This is a genomic window from Enterococcus sp. S22(2020), assembly GCF_020295385.1.
Lineage (GTDB): Bacteria > Bacillota > Bacilli > Lactobacillales > Enterococcaceae > Enterococcus_L > Enterococcus_L dunnyi.
In genome coordinates, this window is the sequence record NZ_JACFUD010000002.1 from 472,791 (window position 1) to 490,778 (window position 17,988).

At 38.7% G+C, this 17,988-nt stretch carries 17 protein-coding genes; 13 read left to right on the forward strand and 4 right to left on the reverse strand.

The genetic code is table 11. The features are described 5' to 3' along the window. Positions 1–25 precede the first annotated feature (25 nt). A complete protein-coding gene (locus H3T55_RS05105; RefSeq protein WP_225533611.1) occupies positions 26–850 on the forward strand; it encodes a dihydrodipicolinate synthase family protein in 825 nt (274 codons plus the stop codon). Between the two features lie 138 nt (positions 851–988). Here H3T55_RS05105 and H3T55_RS05110 read toward each other — a convergent pair whose 3' ends face one another. Continuing rightward, positions 989–1,561, reverse strand: a complete 573-nt coding sequence (locus H3T55_RS05110; protein WP_225533612.1) for a DUF1307 domain-containing protein — start codon at positions 1,559–1,561, stop codon at positions 989–991. Between the two features lie 233 nt (positions 1,562–1,794). Between H3T55_RS05110 and sapR the strand changes: the two genes are divergently transcribed. The 9 genes from sapR to H3T55_RS05155 all read left to right on the forward strand — a co-directional run bounded on the left by sapR (position 1,795) and on the right by H3T55_RS05155 (position 11,948). After that, positions 1,795–2,469: a two-component system response regulator SapR gene (gene sapR / locus H3T55_RS05115; protein ID WP_087640951.1), complete on the forward strand. Its 675-nt coding sequence runs from the start codon at positions 1,795–1,797 to the stop codon at positions 2,467–2,469. 13 nt (positions 2,470–2,482) lie between these two features. Further along, positions 2,483–3,508 (forward strand): two-component system sensor histidine kinase SapS, encoded by a 1,026-nt coding sequence (sapS, locus tag H3T55_RS05120; RefSeq protein ID WP_087640952.1) that lies wholly within the window; start codon positions 2,483–2,485, stop codon positions 3,506–3,508. Positions 3,509–3,663: 155 nt separating this feature from the next. Next, the gene (locus tag H3T55_RS05125; RefSeq protein ID WP_225533613.1) at positions 3,664–4,527 is read left to right on the forward strand and encodes a GRP family sugar transporter; all 864 of its coding nucleotides are present in this window, start codon (positions 3,664–3,666) and stop codon (positions 4,525–4,527) included. Between the two features lie 86 nt (positions 4,528–4,613). Next, positions 4,614–6,002 carry an amino acid permease gene (locus H3T55_RS05130; protein ID WP_225533614.1) on the forward strand — a complete coding sequence of 463 codons (1,389 nt, stop codon included), beginning with the start codon at positions 4,614–4,616 and terminating at the stop codon, positions 6,000–6,002. 183 nt (positions 6,003–6,185) lie between these two features. Then, on the forward strand, positions 6,186–7,556 hold the full coding sequence (fumC, locus tag H3T55_RS05135; protein WP_225533615.1) for a class II fumarate hydratase: 1,371 nt from the start codon (positions 6,186–6,188) through the stop codon (positions 7,554–7,556). A 36-nt stretch (positions 7,557–7,592) separates the two neighbouring features. Then, positions 7,593–8,771 (forward strand): NADP-dependent malic enzyme, encoded by a 1,179-nt coding sequence (locus H3T55_RS05140; RefSeq protein ID WP_225533616.1) that lies wholly within the window; start codon positions 7,593–7,595, stop codon positions 8,769–8,771. A 159-nt stretch (positions 8,772–8,930) separates the two neighbouring features. Then, entirely contained in the window at positions 8,931–10,940 is a 2,010-nt protein-coding gene (metG, locus tag H3T55_RS05145; RefSeq protein ID WP_225533617.1) for a methionine--tRNA ligase, read from the forward strand. Positions 10,941–11,061: 121 nt separating this feature from the next. Further along, complete coding sequence (locus H3T55_RS05150) at positions 11,062–11,421, forward strand: HIT family protein (protein ID WP_225533618.1); 360 nt, start codon at positions 11,062–11,064, stop codon at positions 11,419–11,421. A gap of 17 nt (positions 11,422–11,438) precedes the next feature. Continuing rightward, positions 11,439–11,948, forward strand: a complete 510-nt coding sequence (locus tag H3T55_RS05155; RefSeq protein ID WP_225533619.1) for a GNAT family N-acetyltransferase — start codon at positions 11,439–11,441, stop codon at positions 11,946–11,948. 55 nt (positions 11,949–12,003) lie between these two features. On the opposite strand, the gene H3T55_RS05160 is transcribed toward H3T55_RS05155, so the two are convergent. The 3 genes from H3T55_RS05160 to helD all read right to left on the reverse strand — a co-directional run bounded on the left by H3T55_RS05160 (position 12,004) and on the right by helD (position 15,544). Next, on the reverse strand, positions 12,004–12,597 hold the full coding sequence (locus H3T55_RS05160) for a hypothetical protein (protein WP_225533620.1): 594 nt from the start codon (positions 12,595–12,597) through the stop codon (positions 12,004–12,006). Between the two features lie 114 nt (positions 12,598–12,711). Next, positions 12,712–13,188 carry a DUF1203 domain-containing protein gene (locus H3T55_RS05165; protein WP_225533621.1) on the reverse strand — a complete coding sequence of 159 codons (477 nt, stop codon included), beginning with the start codon at positions 13,186–13,188 and terminating at the stop codon, positions 12,712–12,714. Between the two features lie 187 nt (positions 13,189–13,375). After that, positions 13,376–15,544, reverse strand: a complete 2,169-nt coding sequence (gene helD, locus H3T55_RS05170; RefSeq protein ID WP_225533622.1) for an RNA polymerase recycling motor HelD — start codon at positions 15,542–15,544, stop codon at positions 13,376–13,378. Positions 15,545–15,695: 151 nt separating this feature from the next. Between helD and H3T55_RS05175 the strand changes: the two genes are divergently transcribed. Genes H3T55_RS05175 through rsmA form a run of 3 tightly spaced genes read left to right on the forward strand, consistent with a single transcriptional unit; the run spans position 15,696 to position 17,943 of the window. Next, positions 15,696–16,463, forward strand: coding sequence for a TatD family hydrolase (locus H3T55_RS05175; RefSeq protein ID WP_225533623.1), 768 nt, complete (start codon positions 15,696–15,698; stop codon positions 16,461–16,463). Beyond that, positions 16,463–17,059: a ribonuclease M5 gene (gene rnmV, locus H3T55_RS05180; protein WP_225533624.1), complete on the forward strand. Its 597-nt coding sequence runs from the start codon at positions 16,463–16,465 to the stop codon at positions 17,057–17,059. The genes H3T55_RS05175 and rnmV overlap by 1 nt, the downstream gene beginning before the upstream one ends. Beyond that, complete coding sequence (gene rsmA / locus H3T55_RS05185) at positions 17,056–17,943, forward strand: 16S rRNA (adenine(1518)-N(6)/adenine(1519)-N(6))-dimethyltransferase RsmA (protein ID WP_225533625.1); 888 nt, start codon at positions 17,056–17,058, stop codon at positions 17,941–17,943. The genes rnmV and rsmA overlap by 4 nt, the downstream gene beginning before the upstream one ends. The last annotated feature ends 45 nt before the right edge of the window (positions 17,944–17,988 follow it).

The window sequence follows — 17,988 nt, forward strand, 5'->3', positions numbered from 1 at the left end:
TTCTAGGTGAAAAGGAGAGATACAGATGTCAGATGAACTGAAAAATAGCTATCATGTAGCGGTGCCTACTGCTTTTTATGAGGATGAAGCGCTGAATGTACGAGCAACGTTGGATCATATCCTTTATCTGCAAACGATTGGTGTGCGGTCATTTTTAGTATGCGGCTCCACAGGAGAACAACATAGCCTAACTCTTGCAGAAAAAATCTCGTTATTAAATGAGATTGAAAATGAGGATAGGATAGAGAGCGATGTTGAAATTATTTTTGGCTTATCTAGTATACGCCAAAAGGAAGCAGTGGCTTTAGCTAAAGCTGTTGATAGCAAAGAAAAAATTTCGAGTATCCTTGTTGGATTTCCTCCGTATATTTTACCAACACAGTCAGAAGCGGTAAAGTATGTAGAAGCGATCTCGTTTGCTTGTGAAAAACCAATGATTCTGTACAATAACCCTAAGCGAACTGGCTTCAATTTGGAAACAGCTTCTTTTTTAAACATAGTGGAAACATGTCGTGTTATAGGCTTGAAGGAAGCAGGAGATGAACATCGCATCCTTGAGTTAAAATCAGTATTACCGGAAGACTTTTATTTCTATGCAGGCGGCGAAAATAAACTAAAAGAAAAAGTCGCCTTAGGTTTTAATAGACTTTCTTCTATCTCAGGTAATTTATATCCATTAGAAGTTAAACAATGGTTTGAGTCGCTGTGTAGCGGGAATGATGAAATTTTCTATTTAGAAAGCGAAATAAATAAACTATTCGAACATAGTCCATTAACTTATTTAAAAGCTCAACTATCAAAAAAAGAACACATACAGATGGGCATGCCAAGAAGTCCACTAGGAAATTAAAGTATTTAAAAGAAGTACGAATATGCTCGTTCTAAAAATCAAAGGTTCCCTATGCGTTTAAAGTATGAGGAACCTTTATCTTTGATAAAAAGTTGAACACTATAGACGTTGATCGATATTGCCGATTTAAACGGTCAATTATTGCTCTTCAATTTTTTTATACCCCATCTCAAGCAACAATTTTTCTACTTCATCTATCGTAGAAAGATCAGCGAGTGCAGATAAAAAGCCTATTTTTTCCCGATCGACCTTAGTGAAATCTATTTTATAGGATTCGATGGCTCGTTCTTCTTGATACTCTACGGAATAGTTGACCCCCTCAACATTTTCCAGCTCTTTTTGTTTCTGAGAAATCAAGGATTCGGCTTCTGTTTTATCTTTGATACCAAACCCAGCGTAAGGAATAGCTTCGGTCGTTTCTTCGGCAATTATTTTTCCATTTTCATAGGTTACTTTTTTTTCCATTTTATCTTCTTTACTGCCCAGCTCGGCTGTATAAGTGACGGTTCCTGTTTTTCCTTCACTTTTTGTTGAGCTTGGTGACGATTTCCCCTTTGATGAATTGCTCGTAGAGTTGATTTTTAATGATGCTTCCGAATTTTTTGTCTTGTCTTTCGTTGATTCTTCATTTGCTGTGCAGGCTGCTAATGTGACCGTTGCAGTCACTACTGTCAAAAATAGCACACGAGAATAGTGTAATTTCTTTTTCATATAAAAGACTCCTTTCCACTGTATCTGTAAGTCAGGTTATCATAAAAAGCTAGGCTAATAATGTGATGTAGAAAAACGGTACGAAAAAAATAGACAAAAATTACATTAAGGCATTTTATAAAAGAAAAACGAATTTGTTAATTTTATCTTTTTTATCTCGGCTAAAAGTCCTATATAAATGACGGACATTTTCTGATAAGGTACAATAGAAGAAACAAGTGGAGGGAATATGGATGGCAAAGATCATGATTGTGGAAGATGAAACGACGATTCGCGACTTGATTCGTGAAGAGCTGCAAAAATGGCAGTTTGATACATTCGGAGTGACTAATTTTAATACTGTTTTAGAGGACTTTCAGCAGGAAGATCCGCAGTTGGTTTTACTGGATATCAACTTACCTGTATTTGATGGTTATTATTGGTGTCAAAAGATTCGTGAAATTTCTAAAGTACCTATTATTTTTATTTCGAGTCGTAATACGAATATGGATATGATCATGGCGATGAATATGGGGGCTGATGATTTTGTGACAAAACCATTTCAATTAGATGTTTTGGTAGCTAAGATCAATGCTTTGCTACGGAGATCGTATAATTATTCTGAGGTCGGCAGCGAGATCATGTCTCATAACGGCATCACCTTGAATGTGGATAATGGCAGTATGGAGATCAATGGTGAAATCATTGATCTAAGTAAAAATGAGTATCGTTTGCTTTATATTTTGATGAAGAAGCATGGAAAAATATTGACTAGAGAAAAGCTACTGCGTGCGTTATGGGAAGATGAACGTTTTGTTGATGACAACACTTTAACAGTCAATATCAATCGCTTACGGAAGAAAATCGAACAGGCTGGATTGGAAGGCTACATCGAAACCAAAGTTGGCCAAGGCTACATTGTACCGTAGATAGGAGAAACGCATGACGATTCGTAATTATTTAAAGGATCACTGGCTTTTACTCGTTGGCTGGCTGACATTTATTGCACTGACCTGTTTTATTCTTTGGTTATCTCCAGATACTGCGGTGAATTTTTCGATCATTGGTTATTTAGTCTTATTAGAAGGTTTATTTTTACTGCTCTTTTTAACGATCGATTATTCATTAAAAAAACGTTGGTGGCGCTCACTGGATACAACAGAGCATCCGCCTTCTTTACAGCATTATCTAAGTGAGGCATCAAGGGCAGAAGAAAAGCTCGTTCAAGAATATATCAATGGGTTATTGGTCGAGCATCAACAAGTGATGCAGCAAGCGATCAATAACCAGCAGGATCAAAAAGATTATATCGATTCATGGGTGCATGAAATCAAAGTACCGTTGGCTGCAGTGAACTTGATTTTACAGTCTCTGGAAGATGACATTCCAGAGAAGAAATATTACTTGGTCGAAAATGAGCTGACAAAGATCGATGAATATGTGGAGCAGGTACTTTATTATGCCCGTTTGGATAGTTTTTCCAGAGATTATCTTATTCAGGAATATTCGTTGAAGGAGATCGTTCAATCTGTCATTCGGACACAGGGAAGCTATTTTATTCAAAAGAATCTACATTTTTCAATTGAAGGAACGGATCAACTCGTGTTGACGGATGCAAAATGGGTGGCGTTTATCTTCAAACAATTGGTGAGCAATGCAATCAAATATACGCCAGCTGGGGGAGATATCACTGTTACTTTTTCACGTACAAAAGAAGGCGCTTGGTTACAGCTGAAAGATACGGGTGTTGGGATTCCTAAAGAAGACCAGGGACGGATTTTTGACAAAGGCTTTACGGGTGAAAATGGTCGAACGAGTGAGCAGCATTCCACGGGTTTAGGCTTATATTTGGCAAAGAGTTTAGCGGATAAATTAGGTCATCAGCTATCGGTGGAATCTGTAGAAGGTGAAGGAACAACGATGAAATTGCTCTTTCCATTTTTGAGTTATTTTAAAGAGAGACGATAAAAATGAAGCCAGCGGATGAATTCGTTCGGCTTTCTTTTTTTGTGAAATTGAGAAAATGAGAGAAATTCTTTTGAACTTTTTTCTTTATTCTGGTTGTATCGGAAACGTTTTTATTGTTAGACTGAGATATCTACTTTATTGAATAGGAGTTTATTATGAATATTTTGATTGCGTTGATTCCGATGTTTGCCTGGGGCAGCATTGGTTTAGTCAGTGGAAAGATCGGCGGCAGTGCGAATCAGCAAACACTTGGAATGACGATCGGTGCATTGATCTTTTCACTAGGTATCTATTTTGTTGTTCAGCCGGCTATTACAGCCCAAATGATCCTCATTGGTATTTTGTCTGGTTTGTTTTGGAGCGTTGGACAAAATCAGCAATTTCATGGAATGAAATATTTAGGTGTATCTGTTGGATTGCCTGTTTCTACTGGAATGCAGCTGATCGTCAATACGATTGCCGGAGCAGTATTTTTTCATGAGTGGCATGGCAGCCGGGATTATCTTTTAGGTTTTCTTGCGTTAGGATTATTAGTGTTAGGTGCGTATTTGACTGCTCGTCAGGACGATGAAAGCACGGTCAAGACTACAAATTCTATGCTTGATTTTAACAAAGGTTTTCGTGCATTGATTGCTTCAACAGTAGGGTATGGAGCCTATACGATCATTATCAATGCGTTTGGGCTCGATCCGATGGGCATCATTTTGCCGCAAAGTATTGGTATGTTGATTGGTGCTAGTTTCTTTGCATTCAAGAAAATCAAGGTGGATCGCTATGTTTGGTTTAATATGAGCTGCGGACTTTTATGGGGGCTAGGGAATATTTGCATGCTTTTGACGATGCGTCAAATCGGATTAGCTATCAGTTTCTCTCTTTCTCAAATGGGCATTATCATTTCAACATTAGGCGGTATTTTCATTCTTGGTGAAAGCAAAACTAAGAAGGAAATGAGATATGTGATTTTTGGTTGCTTATTGGTGATCGTCGGTGGTATTCTTTTAGGGTATATGAAAGCGTAAATGAATGATTTACGCTTATTTTTATGAAATAAATGCAATTATTTATCAAAGTGAAGCGGTTGCTTGAATTTATTGGAGGAAATGAAATGTCGATATTTAGGAAAAAAGCACTGAAGGATTTATCTACTGAGCCTAGCGGAATGAAAAAAGACTTAAAAACGATGGATCTGATCATGTTAGGAATCGGTGCAATCGTTGGAACGGGAATTTTTGTGGTGACAGGGGTAGCAGCGCAAAGAGATGCTGGGCCGGCGTTATCTTTATCTTTTTTAGTAGCGGCAGGTGCAATTATTTTAGCAGGGTTATGTTATGCTGAATTTGCTTCCCGTATCCCGGTGATTGGCGGACCGTATGCGTATATGTATGTGGTGTTCGGCGAATTTATTGCCTGGATGACAGGCTGGCTTGTGATCTGTGAATTTTTCTTGGCCGTTTCGTCTGTTGCTTCCGGCTGGTCAGGCTATGTTCATGGATTTTTGAACAGTTTAGGGATTCATCTGCCTAAGGCTTTGAGTGGTGCATACAATCCAGCGAACGGCACTTATGTCGATCTGGTTGCGATGCTTGTTCTTTTAGCAGTGATGTTCTGGGTGTCTTTAGAAGCTAAAACCGCTTTACGCTTAAATAATGTCATGGTTTTTGTGAAATTTGGTATTATTGCTTTATTTTTAGTTGTTGGAATTTTTTATGTAAAACCAGATAATTGGCAGCCGTTCATGCCATTTGGTTTTTCAGGTGTGATCAGCGGCGCCGCAGTCGTTTTCTTTGCTTTCTTAGGCTTTGATGCGGTGAGTATGACTGCAGAAGAGGTCAAAAATCCGCAAAAGGATATCCCTAGAGGAATCATCGGCTCGATTTTGATCACAGCGGTTTTATATGTGATCGTCACATTGATCTTAACTGGGATCGTGCCATTTGATGCACTTGGTGTGAAAGATCCAGTGGCATTTGCGATGCGTTTTGTACAGCAGGATGGTGTTGCAGGTGTGATTTCGGTTGGTGCGATTTTAACACTTTTGACTGTGACGATTTCGATGATGTACAGTTTGGCTCGAATCATTTATGCGATCAGTAAAGATGGTCTTTTACCGAAATTTATGAGCAAGATCGATGAAAAGAATCGTACGCCGAAAAATGCGACATATGTTGCTGGTGTTTGTACGATGCTATTTGCTGGATTGGTGCCGATGGAATTGTTGGCTGAGCTGACGAATATCGTGACATTGATGTATTTGATCGTGATGGCGATCGGGATCATTCGTTTAAGAAAAACAGACGGTGCTCCTAAACCGGGGGAATTTAAAATTCCTTTTGTACCGTTTTTACCTATTTTATTGGTGATCGTCAGTATTGGTCTGATGTTGCAGCTACAAGCGGCTACTTGGAAAGCATTTGCTATTGCGTTAGTGTTAGGCGTAGCGATTTACTTTACGTATGGCTATACGCATAGTAATGAACATAAAACAGAAAAATAGATAAAGAAATAGGGTAAAGCAAATGACAGTAGTTGGCTTTACTCTATTTTTGTTTCGAAAGGTGGGCAAAGGGCGAACGATAGAAACATTTAGGCATGAAAAGTTACAAATTTCATTGTAAAAAAAGGCTGAACTACAGTATAGTTGTAGTAACTGAATAGATAAAGGAGAGGATCAGGTATCATGAGCTATCGGATCGAAAATGATTCTATGGGAGAAACTCGAGTGCCGGAGACGGCACTTTGGGGAGCGCAAACGCAGCGCAGCCGTCAAAATTTTAGTATCGGGGCTGAAAAAATGCCGCTGTCCCTGATTCAAGCATTAGCTATAGTTAAAAAGCACGCCGCGAAAGCCAACGAAGCCACCGGTAAGCTTGATACAGCGATCAGTCAGGCTATCCAGCAGGCAGCAGATCATATCGTCGATGGAATAGTTGATGAACACTTTCCATTGTCGCTTTGGCAGACAGGAAGTGGAACGCAGACAAACATGAATGTGAACGAAGTGATCGCTCATCTGTGTGAGAAAGAAGGCATCCAAGTTCATCCCAATGATCATGTGAATATGTCTCAAAGTTCAAACGATGTATTTCCGACAGCTATTCACATTGCTGCAGTTTTATTGATTGAACGAACACTGTTTCCTGTGTTGAATCGATCGATCGATACGCTAAATAAACTTGAGCATGCCAATGAAGAGGTCATTAAGATCGGTCGTACTCATTTACAAGATGCAACGCCAGTCACATTTGCACAGGAGATCAGCGGGTGGCGTTCTGGTTTTGAGCATACTAAACAAATGATCGAGCTAAGTTTGACTGAGTTGAAACAATTAGCGATCGGCGGAACAGCAGTTGGTACTGGGTTGAATGCTTCAAAAGAATATGTCGATTTTTTTATTGCAATCCTAAATGAAGAGACACAGAGTCAGTTTTCGGCTGACTCAAATAAATTTCATGCGCTTGCAAACAAGGACGCTGTAGTATTTACCTCTGGTGCATTAAAGGCATTAGCGGCAAATGCCATGAAGATGGCGAATGATATTCGCTGGATGGCTAGCGGTCCGAGAAGTGGACTGGGCGAAATCACGATTCCTGCAAATGAGCCTGGAAGTTCGATCATGCCGGGAAAAGTCAATCCAACACAAGCCGAAGCGTTGACTATGATCGCCATTCAGGTAATGGGGAATGATACAACGATCGGTATCGGTGCATCACAGGGAAATTTTGAATTGAATGTATACATGCCGGTATTAGCATATAATTTGATTCAAAGTATTGAGTTGCTAACAGATGGTTTACGTTCGTTCAATGAGCATTGTTTAAGCGGGATTCAGGCAAATCAGGAAAAAATGAATCAGTATGTCGAACAGTCACTGATGTTGGTCACTGCTTTGAACCCACATATTGGTTATGATAATGGTGCTAAAATTGCTAAAAAGGCTTTTGCAGAAAATATGACATTAAAGCAAGCAGCTTTATCAACAGGGTTATTGACAGAAACGGAATATGATCAATGGGTGAGACCAGAACAAATGTTAGGAAACAACGTTTAATTTTTACTTGTATGAATTTGAAAGGAGAAAAAATAAATGACAACGATTTATGAAAAAGCATTGAAAGCACATGAAGAATGGCGTGGAAAAATCGATATTCATTCGAAGGCGAAAGTAAAAACGAAGGAAGACTTATCTCTAGCTTATACACCAGGCGTAGCAGAGCCTTGTAGACAAATTCATGAAACGCCTGATAAAATCTACGACTACACTTGGAAAGGGAATACCGTTGCAGTAGTGACAGATGGAACAGCTGTGCTGGGGTTAGGGGATATTGGTCCAAAAGCTGCGTTGCCTGTTATGGAAGGTAAAGCATTATTGTTCAAAGAGTTTGCAGATATCGATGCGATCCCGATTTGTTTGGACACGAAAGATCCTAAGGAAATCATTCAAATCATTAAAGCGATGGCGCCAACGTTTGGCGGGATCAATTTGGAAGATATTTCTGCTCCACGCTGTGTTGAGATTGAACGAGCTTTAATTGAAGAATTAGATATTCCGGTTTTTCATGATGACCAGCATGGCACAGCGATCGTAACGATTGCGGCTCTAATCAATGCACTGAAAATCGTTCATAAAAAAGTAGACGAGATCAAAGTCGTTATTTCCGGGACAGGTGCTGCCGGCAGTGCGATTATCAAGATGCTTCACCATTTTGGCGTGAAGAACATGATTGCTTTCAATATTGATGGGGCCTTAAGCAAAAACTCAGAACGATCGCTGGACTTCCTAGAAAAAGAGATCGCTGAAATTACAAATACCGAAAATTTTCAAGGAACGATGGCTGAGGCAATGGTAGGGGCAGATGTATTCATCGGTGTATCTGCACCAAAACTGGTATCGAAAGAAATGGTCGCATCAATGAACAAAGGAGCGATCGTGTTTCCAATGGCAAACCCGGAATCAGAGATCGATTACCAGGATGCGATCGAAGCAGGTGCTGCGGTAGTTGGTACGGGGCGTTCTGATCATCCAAACCAAATCAATAATGTTCTGGCTTTTCCAGGATTGTTCAAAGGTGCTTTCGTAGCAGAGGCAACTAAGATAACTGAGAATATGAAATTGGCAGCAGCTCAAGCGATTGCAGAAATTATTCCTGAATCTGAGCTGACAAGTGATTATATCATTCCATCACCATTTAATCCGGATTTAGTCGATATCATCATAAAAAAAGTTGCTGAAGCGGCTGTAAAAGACAGTGTGATCCGTTCATAAAAAAATTCTTGTAAAAAGCATCAGGTCATTTTTGTCCAAAGAGAATGATCTGATGCTTTTTATATGGAGAAAACACAAGGATTTCTAGTTCAATAAAGCCAAGTATGGTATACTGTTTAGGAGTAAATTCAAGAGAATGCTAAAGGAGGATGTTTCTGTATGTCAGAAAAAGAAACATTTTATATCACCACCCCGATCTATTATCCAAGCGGACAATTACATATCGGTAATTCATATACAACAATTGCCTGTGATGCGATGGCCCGTTACAAACGCTTGATGGGCTTTGACGTATTTTACTTAACAGGTGTGGATGAGCATGGACAAAAAATTGAAAATAAAGCATCAGAGCTAGGTGTTACCCCGAAAGAATATGTGGATAAAATGGCAGCAGATGTTCAAAAATTATGGAAAACCCTTGATATCAGCTACGATAAATTTATTAGAACCACTGATGATTACCATAAAAAAGCCGTACAGCAAATTTTTGATCGTTTATTAGAACAAGGCGATATTTATCTTGGTGAATATGAAGGCTGGTATTCAGTTTCTGATGAAGAGTATTTTACTGAAACCCAGTTAGCAGAAGTATATCGTGATGAAGATGGCAAAGTCATTGGCGGTAAAGCGCCAAGTGGTCACGAAGTTGAACTAGTCAAAGAAGAATCTTATTTCTTCCGTATGAGTAAATATGCTGATCGTTTACTTGAGTACTATAATGAGCATCCGGAATTTATTCAGCCGGAATCCCGTAAAAATGAAATGATCAATAACTTTATCAAACCAGGTCTGGAAGACTTGGCTGTCTCACGTACGACGTTTTCATGGGGAATACCGCTAACGAAAGATCCTAAGCACGTTGTTTATGTTTGGATCGATGCATTATCAAACTACATTACAGCATTGGGCTATGGTTCAGAAGATGATAGCTTATTCCAAAAATACTGGCCGGCAGATGTTCATATGGTCGGAAAAGAAATCGTTCGTTTCCATACGATTTACTGGCCGATCATGTTGATGGCACTTGATCTACCGTTACCGAAGAAAATTTTTGGTCATGGCTGGTTATTGATGAAAGACGGTAAAATGTCTAAATCAAAAGGCAATGTGGTTTATCCTGAAATGCTTGTGGAGCGCTATGGTTTGGATGCGTTACGTTATTATTTATTACGTGCCATTCCATTTGGCAGTGATGGTGTCTTTACGCCGGAAGACTTTGTTTCTCGTTTGAATTATGATTTAGCCAATGACTTAGGTAATTTGTTAAATCGAACGATTGCGATGATCAATAAATACTGCGAAGGCCAAGTACCGACTTATGCGTCTAAAGTTACACCATTTGACAGCGAATTATCCACAACTGCAGCTAATGTGATTGGAAAATACCATGAAGCGATGGAAAAAATGGAGTTCAACACAGCGATTTCCGAAGTGTGGACATTGATTTCCAGAGCGAACAAATATATTGATGAAACACAACCTTGGGTTTTAGCCAAAGATGAAGAAAAGAAAAATGAACTGGACAGTGTCATGGTGCATTTAGCAGAAAGCTTACGCATCGCTGCGATTCTTTTACAGCCTGTGATGACGGAAACACCAGCGAAAATTTTCGAACAGTTAGGTTTAGATCCTGAGACGATGAATATGGAAAACATCCACTTTGGAGAGTTTCCGACTGGGATCAAGGTTGTGGCTAAAGGAACACCGATCTTCCCTCGTTTGGAGATCGAAACAGAAGTGATCTACATTCAAAAGAAAATGTCTCAAAATGCCCAGACAACGACAGAAGAAATCAAATGGGATCCAGAGGAAACAGAACTGGTTTCTACCAAAGAAAAGCAAATCAAATATGAAGATTTTGATAAAGTCGAACTAAAAGTAGCAGAAGTGATCGACTGTAAAAAAGTCAAGGGTGCAGATAAGCTTTTACAATTCCGCTTAGATGCCGGCGATGAACAAGATCGCCAAATCCTTTCTGGTGTGGCAGAATTTTATCCAGACCCAAGTGCTTTGATCGGTAAAAAGGTTGTGATCGTTGCAAACTTGAAACCAAGAAAAATGCGGGGACAAATCAGTCAAGGAATGATTCTTTCAGCAGAATCGCCAGATGGTAAGCTGCAAATCATCGATGCACCAAAAGATATGCCGAATGGGGCAGGAATTGCATAAACATAGTCATGTAACGAAAATGAATGATTCTCAGAACTCTTATCCAGTCATTTGACTGGATAAGGGAACGCTGAGGTCGTTTTTTTTAAATAGTAAAAACAATTAGAACGGTGGGACAGACATGTGTGTATTCTGTAACAAAATAAATTTTATTTTGGAAAATGAACTGGCAGGCGCTTTTTATGATACATCACCGGTAAACAAAGGTCATATGCTGATCATACCTAAAAAACATAAAGTAGATTATTTTGATTTATCCATAGAAGAAAAAATAGCAATGGACGAGCTTCTCCAAGAAGGCAAACAGTTGCTTGACGAAAAATATCAGCCGGACGCTTATAACATCGGGGCCAATTGCGGTGTTGATGCGGGCCAAAGTATATTACATTGTCATATCCATCTGATCCCTCGCTATCATGGAGATATGCTTGAGCCAAAGGGCGGAGTACGAGGAGTGATTCCTTCAAAACAAGCCTATTAGTTAGGAGTAGTTGGTATATGAAATTAAGAGAATTATGCATAGAAGATCAGTTGAAATATCAGGCTTTTGTTCAGGAATGGTCAGATGCAGGAGAAATAAAGATCACGCCAATGTCAGCTAATCTGAATGGTCTAACGTTTGAACGTTGGTTAGAGAAATTAACGAAAGATAGACAGAAGAAAAATAATTCTTTTGTGCCTGCAGATACGTTATTTTTGGAGGTAGATGATAAGCTCGTTGGAGCGGTTCAATTAAGATATGAATTGACAGAAGGGCTTCAGAAAATAGGTGGGAATATAGGCTATGGCATAGCACCATCTGAAAGAGGAAAAGGATATGCTTCTGTGATCTTGCAGAAAGCTTTACTACGTTTTGAGGATAAAGGATTTTCTTCTGTTCTTTTGACTTGCGATAAAACAAACCTTGCTTCACAAAAGACGATACAAAAAAATGGTGGTTGTTTACTAGCGGAGTATTCCGTTGAAAATAAAAAGATTCAAAAATATCAAATCAACATAAATTCTTAAAAATGAATAGACATGAATAAAAATGATTGCTCAAGTTTTTATTCATGTCTATTTTTTATCGACGTATTGTTTTCTTTGCTGTCTTGATCCGTTTAAACCTTGTAGGTAAAAGCATTACTAATAATGCATAGGGAACACTCACGATCGACCATGCGAGAGTGCGGCTCAGACTATTATTTTTGTAAAGCCAGTGTAGCAGAAAATGTAACCCTAAAACACTGATAATAACGAAAAGCATGACAGCATAGTCCGGTTCGTTTTTAAGGATGGTACGACCGATACTACCGATCAATGGAACAAGATAGAAATATGCACTAGTCAACGATATGCGCCAGCTTTTTACAACTGTTCCTAAGTTCAACAGAAAAAACAACACGGATAAAGCAATTCCCAATGGTGGGAAAAAAGCGACCAGTAAAGAATAAATAGTCCCCCATAAGATCATCAAAGGTCCTTTAACAATTGCTGCAATCGCCATAAAAAGAGCAATCAAAAAGATTTGCTGTGTCATCGTGCCATATGCTAATAAACCAAACAGAATCAAAAGCAGCCAGTGCCAAACGGTATTCCCTTGTGGTTTTCTTTGGATCGTCACATTTTTTTGAATCGTTGATTTTAAAAAATCAGAACGCTCAAAGAAATTATTCAATCGATTCCCTCCTATCAAAATTGAAAATCAGGTTGATTTACAGTTTACTGCGGAGAGAATAGAGATACATCGGACTAAAGTCTTGTTTTCAACTTACTAGTAAATATGTTTCGATCAGACCCGATCGATTCGAGCGCTGTAACAACCTCTGGCAGCATAGTGAACATGGATAAATGAGATGTTCTTGTTTGTTAAAATGTGGCAGATGTCTTTTGCTGTCAAAGTTTTTGGCTGATAGAGGTAAGCCTCGATCATCATGCCTGACGAATCATAACAACGAAGAGATGTGAATCGATTGTAAATGATAGCAGGGATCTCGTTGATCTCCAGGGCAGCCTCATCCGTTCCTGCAATAACAAAAATAGGTCCAGCTGCATCATAAGGCGATTGTTTTTTTAGATGCTGATAATTCAACAAATAAATGGTTTCACCGACAGTACCTTCTCTTAACGTAATTCTACAAGGAAATCCTGGAGAACGATCAACGATTTGTTTTTTGATATGTTGTTCTTCTAATTCTTCTGCTGTCAAAGAATCTAATGCCAGAAAATCTTTTCTTTTCAATCCCGATATTAAAAAATTGTTTTCCATACTTAGTGCCTTCCTTTCTAGTGAATAGTAGCAGTATATATGAAAAAAATACTTCCTTCTTTCGAAAAATGAACAATAAATTTGTTTAGACTGCTACACCACAGAAAGAGATGGTCTTATTATTAGGCTATTCTGGATTTTAGCATTGATTCTAATGATTCTTGCGTTATTTTAGTAAGCTGACTGTTTAATCTGTCAGTAACTCTGCCAATTCTCCAATATAAGGAAGGAATACTTGTTTCATCCCACGGGAAATAGCTGTGTACAAAATCTTCTTCTCTCTATCCGTAGTTCCGTAATGTTGTGTGGATGGATCATGGATGATCACATGATCGAATTCCAGCCCTTTAGCCATATCGATCGAGAGAATTTGTACTTGTTTTTCTTCTGGGTCCAGCAAAAGTTCGGTTGTTAATTGCTGAGCTTCAGCAGCTGTTTTTGTGATGATCGCTATTGTTTCATCTGTTGTTAAGGTGCTTAACAGTTTAGTTAGTGCTTCTAGATAGTCTTCATGATCCGTACATTGGATAAAGACAGGTTTTTCACCATCTTTTCTGATAGGTATAATATTCAGTGACTCATGGTTTGTGACCAATCGTTGAAAAAGTCGCGTGATTTCCTTGCTGGAACGATAGCTATTCAGCAGCTGATGTGTTGATACTGATCGAGAGCCGCTTAATAAACGCTCCAAATCTGAAAAACTGATCGAGGTATTGAAAATCGCTTGGTTCTCATCTCCTGCGAAAGTAAAGCTGGCTTGAGGAAATAGCTTTAATAATAAAAGTAGCTGTGCTTCTGTATAATCTTGTACCTCATCAACAAGAATAAAAGCCATCTGACGATTTGTGATGTCTTCGATGAACGTATCTTTGATCAAGAGTAAAATCACGATTTCATCAGCAGTATAAGCTGTAGCTTCCCGAACATAATCAGTTGTTGTATAGCTTTTATAAAGTGTTTCAAAAAGCTGCCATTGATCGAACCAGGAAAAGTTAGCAATGGCTTTTTGAACAGTGCGGTACTTTTGCTGCAGTCGTTTCAAAGCAAATTCACTCAATTGATGCTCTTCTTGATCAGAAAAGGTGGTATGGAAATAACGTAGTTGTTCTTCTTCAGTCAAATCCTGCATTTGATCGATCATTTGTTTCGATTTTGATTGCTTGATCAAGTAACGGTTCCATTGGCTAGCTAGTTTCTCCTTTGTCGCAGAAATACGATCTCTGATCGTTAAAGTGCCAGGGGTTTGCTGATACAAATCAAAAATCGTTTTAGCGGAAAACAAAGGTTTACTTTTAAACATGATCGGTTTGAATAATGAAGGCTGAATAGCATTTGTATCATGATAGTCCTGAATAAAGGTAACAAATTCCTTTTTTTGAATGATTTGCTGTTGTTTTGATACTCCTCCAGCTGTAATACGCGTGAAATAGTCTATCTCATTTTCGATCGTTTGTTCCTCTTGAAACGTAAATTTGAGAAATTGCAGTAAGGTCAAATTCATTGGATTACGTTCACCTAGATTAGGCAATACTTGTGAAATGTAGTCAATAAAAGTTGAATTTGGCGATAAGAGTAAAATATCATCTGCAGTGATCTCAGAACGATGATTATAAAGCAAATAAGCGATCCGCTGCATAATGGCAGAAGTTTTCCCGCTACCGGCGATACCGTCGACTACCAATAGAGGAGAGCGTTCATCCCGAATGATCTCATTTTGCTCTTGCTGGATCGTTGTTGTGATATCTTTCATATATTGAGAAGAATCTGCTTCTAAAGAATGCAGCAGCACATCATCTTGAATCGCGAGTGTTGTATCAAAAAAGTTGATCAGCTGATCTTTATCAATGATAAATTGCCTTTTCAGATTTAAATGAACTGGGATTTCTGATCCATTAGCAGTATAGCTGCTTTTTCCTAAAATGTTCTTATAAAAAAGTGAAGCAATCGGCGAACGCCAATCATAAATACGAGTTTCGCCCTCTAAATTAGTGAAATCATTCATCCCGATGTAAAAGGTGTCCTGATCATCACTAGCATCTAAAAAAGTAACATCGATTTTCCCAAAATAAGGCACTTTGAGTAAACGTTCGACTTTTTCTAGTTGCTTAGCGGTCGTTTCATTCTTGATATTGAGTTGGTCGATTTCTCTGTTTTTCATTTCCAACATGGAGAAGGTATCAAGGTTATCAAGATAGCTGTCGAAATTTAGCTTCGTATCACCACCAAATTGTTCTAAGATACTTTTCCCATCAGCGTTGACTTCTTGGATGGCTTTTTGATACGTTTTTTCTGCTTGCAGTAATTCAGTATAGATCGACTGAAGCTGCTGGTTTTCTTGTGTTTTTTCGTTGGACATAACGACTCCCCCTGACATCAAATGGTGTAACCGAATAGTATAATCTATTTAGAGAAACAAATCAATAATAAAAATTAGAAAAGAATAAATACTGTCCGTTCAGCTTTTGTAAAAAGTATGATAAAGTATAGAAGACAGAGGAGGAATTTATTTGATATTTGATTCACATACCCATTTAAATGCAGAACAATTTAATGAAGATATTCCTGAAACGATTGCCCGTGCCAAGGAACTTGGAGTTACTGAGATGGCAGTTGTTGGTTTTGATACAGCAACGATCAAGAAATCGCTAGAACTAAGTCAAACATATCCAGAGATTCAAAGTATCATCGGCTGGCATCCGACTGAAGCGGGGAGCTATACGCCGGAAATTGAAAGACTACTACAAGAACGATTGACCACACCTAAAGTAGTGGCACTTGGAGAAATCGGCTTGGATTATTATTGGATGGAAGATCCTAAAGAGGTTCAGGATCGAGTATTTAGACGTCAAATTGCGATAGCTAAAGAAATGAATTTGCCGATCAGTATTCATACAAGAGATGCAATGGAAGATACCTATAAAATTTTGAAAGAAGAAGATATCCGCGATATCGGCGGAATCATGCATAGTTTTAGCGGCGATCCTGAATGGATGAAGAAATTTTTAGATATGGGCATGCATATCTCACTAAGCGGCGTGGTGACGTTCAAAAAAGCCTTAGAGGTTCAAGAAGTAGCAAAAGAGGTTCCACTTGAGCGTTTATTAGTCGAAACTGATGCCCCTTATCTAGCACCTGTACCTTATAGAGGCAAGAGAAATGAACCAGGTTATACGCGTTTTGTCGTCGAAAAAATAGCTGAACTGCGTGAGTTGTCTTTTGATGAAATTGCTAAAAATACGACCGATAATGCCCATCGCTTGTTTAGGTTAGTCTAATGACAGAAAAACTCAGGATCGAAGAAATCATAGTGGTCGAAGGAAAAGACGACACAAGACGGATTCAGGAGGTCGTTGATGCAGATACGATCGAAACGATCGGTTCAGCAATCAATGAAGAGATTTTGGAGCAAATCGAGCATGCACAAGAAACCAGAGGTGTGATCATTTTTACAGATCCAGATTATTCAGGAGAAAAAATACGTAAAACGATCATGGAAGTTGTACCAGATGCCAAACATGCTTTCTTATCCAGACGCTTGGCGGCACCTAAAAAACGCAGGTCAAGTTTAGGTGTGGAACATGCTAGTGATGAAGCAATAGTAGAAGCTTTAGAAAAGATCGTGACACCTGTTCATGAAGAAGATGATTATCAGGAGATCCCTCGACAAATGTTGATAGAATATGGTTTAATAGCGGGAGCTCATGCAAAAGAACGTAGAGAAAAATTAGGGGATGCTCTACGAATCGGTTATACGAATAGCAAACAGCTAACGAAACGGCTCAAAATGTTTCGAATCACAGAAAAAGAGCTTACTGATGCCATGAATGCTATCATAAAAGCAGCAAGTGAAAAATCGGAGGAATCAATGTGACAGAATATAAAGAAATCGCCACTCCTTCAAGAACGAAAGAAATTTTGAAGCAGCACGGCTTTTCATTTAAAAAAAGTTTAGGGCAAAATTTTTTAACAGAACCGAATATCTTACGTAAAATCGTTGAAACTGCTGGCATCGATACACAGACAAATGTAATAGAAGTTGGCCCTGGAATTGGCGCTTTGACAGAACAACTGGCAAAAAACGCCGCTCAGGTTTTAGCTTTTGAAATCGATGATCGCCTGATTCCTGTATTAGAAGATACACTTAGTCCTTATAGCAATGTAACTGTTGTTCACAAAGATGTGCTCAAGGCAGATTTGATCACAACGACAAAAGACGTGTTTAAAGAAGAGCTGCCGATCAAAGTCGTAGCGAATCTGCCCTATTACATTACAACACCTATCATGATGCATTTTTTAGAATCTGATTTAGAGGTTAGCGAGATGATCGTCATGATGCAAAAAGAGGTAGCTGATCGAATTTCAGCTAAGCCTAGTACGAAGGCGTATGGCTCTCTATCGATCGCTGTGCAGTATTTTATGGAAGCAAGTATTGCGTTTATTGTACCTAAAACAGTCTTTATCCCACAGCCGAATGTTGATTCAGCGATCATCAAATTAACGAAACGTGACAAACCAGCTGTAGATGTCACGAACGAAAAAGAATTCTTTAAATTGACCAAAGCGTCATTCCAACTACGTCGTAAAACATTATGGAACAATTTGACGCATTCGTACGGCAAAGATGAAACGACAAAAGAATGGCTGACAAAAAGTTTGACTGAAGCAGAAATCGATCCGTCACGTCGCGGTGAAACCCTTTCTTTAGAGGAATTTGCTCGCTTAAGTAATCAGTTAGAAAAAAATCGGTCACTCTAGACGAGAACTAAAGAGAATCAAAAATAAAGCAATTCCGTTTTATTT

Coding starts and splice junctions, on each gene's coding strand:
- helD (WP_225533622.1), bottom strand. CDS start 15,544: ATGTCCAACGAAAAAACACAAGAAAACCAGCAGCTTCAGTCGATCTAT.
- H3T55_RS05125 (WP_225533613.1), top strand. CDS start 3,664: ATGAATATTTTGATTGCGTTGATTCCGATGTTTGCCTGGGGCAGCATT.
- H3T55_RS05105 (WP_225533611.1), top strand. CDS start 26: ATGTCAGATGAACTGAAAAATAGCTATCATGTAGCGGTGCCTACTGCT.
- H3T55_RS05130 (WP_225533614.1), top strand. CDS start 4,614: ATGTCGATATTTAGGAAAAAAGCACTGAAGGATTTATCTACTGAGCCT.
- H3T55_RS05165 (WP_225533621.1), bottom strand. CDS start 13,188: ATGGAAAACAATTTTTTAATATCGGGATTGAAAAGAAAAGATTTTCTG.
- H3T55_RS05140 (WP_225533616.1), top strand. CDS start 7,593: ATGACAACGATTTATGAAAAAGCATTGAAAGCACATGAAGAATGGCGT.
- rnmV (WP_225533624.1), top strand. CDS start 16,463: ATGACAGAAAAACTCAGGATCGAAGAAATCATAGTGGTCGAAGGAAAA.
- H3T55_RS05155 (WP_225533619.1), top strand. CDS start 11,439: ATGAAATTAAGAGAATTATGCATAGAAGATCAGTTGAAATATCAGGCT.
- H3T55_RS05150 (WP_225533618.1), top strand. CDS start 11,062: ATGTGTGTATTCTGTAACAAAATAAATTTTATTTTGGAAAATGAACTG.
- H3T55_RS05110 (WP_225533612.1), bottom strand. CDS start 1,561: ATGAAAAAGAAATTACACTATTCTCGTGTGCTATTTTTGACAGTAGTG.
- sapR (WP_087640951.1), top strand. CDS start 1,795: ATGGCAAAGATCATGATTGTGGAAGATGAAACGACGATTCGCGACTTG.
- metG (WP_225533617.1), top strand. CDS start 8,931: ATGTCAGAAAAAGAAACATTTTATATCACCACCCCGATCTATTATCCA.
- fumC (WP_225533615.1), top strand. CDS start 6,186: ATGAGCTATCGGATCGAAAATGATTCTATGGGAGAAACTCGAGTGCCG.
- sapS (WP_087640952.1), top strand. CDS start 2,483: ATGACGATTCGTAATTATTTAAAGGATCACTGGCTTTTACTCGTTGGC.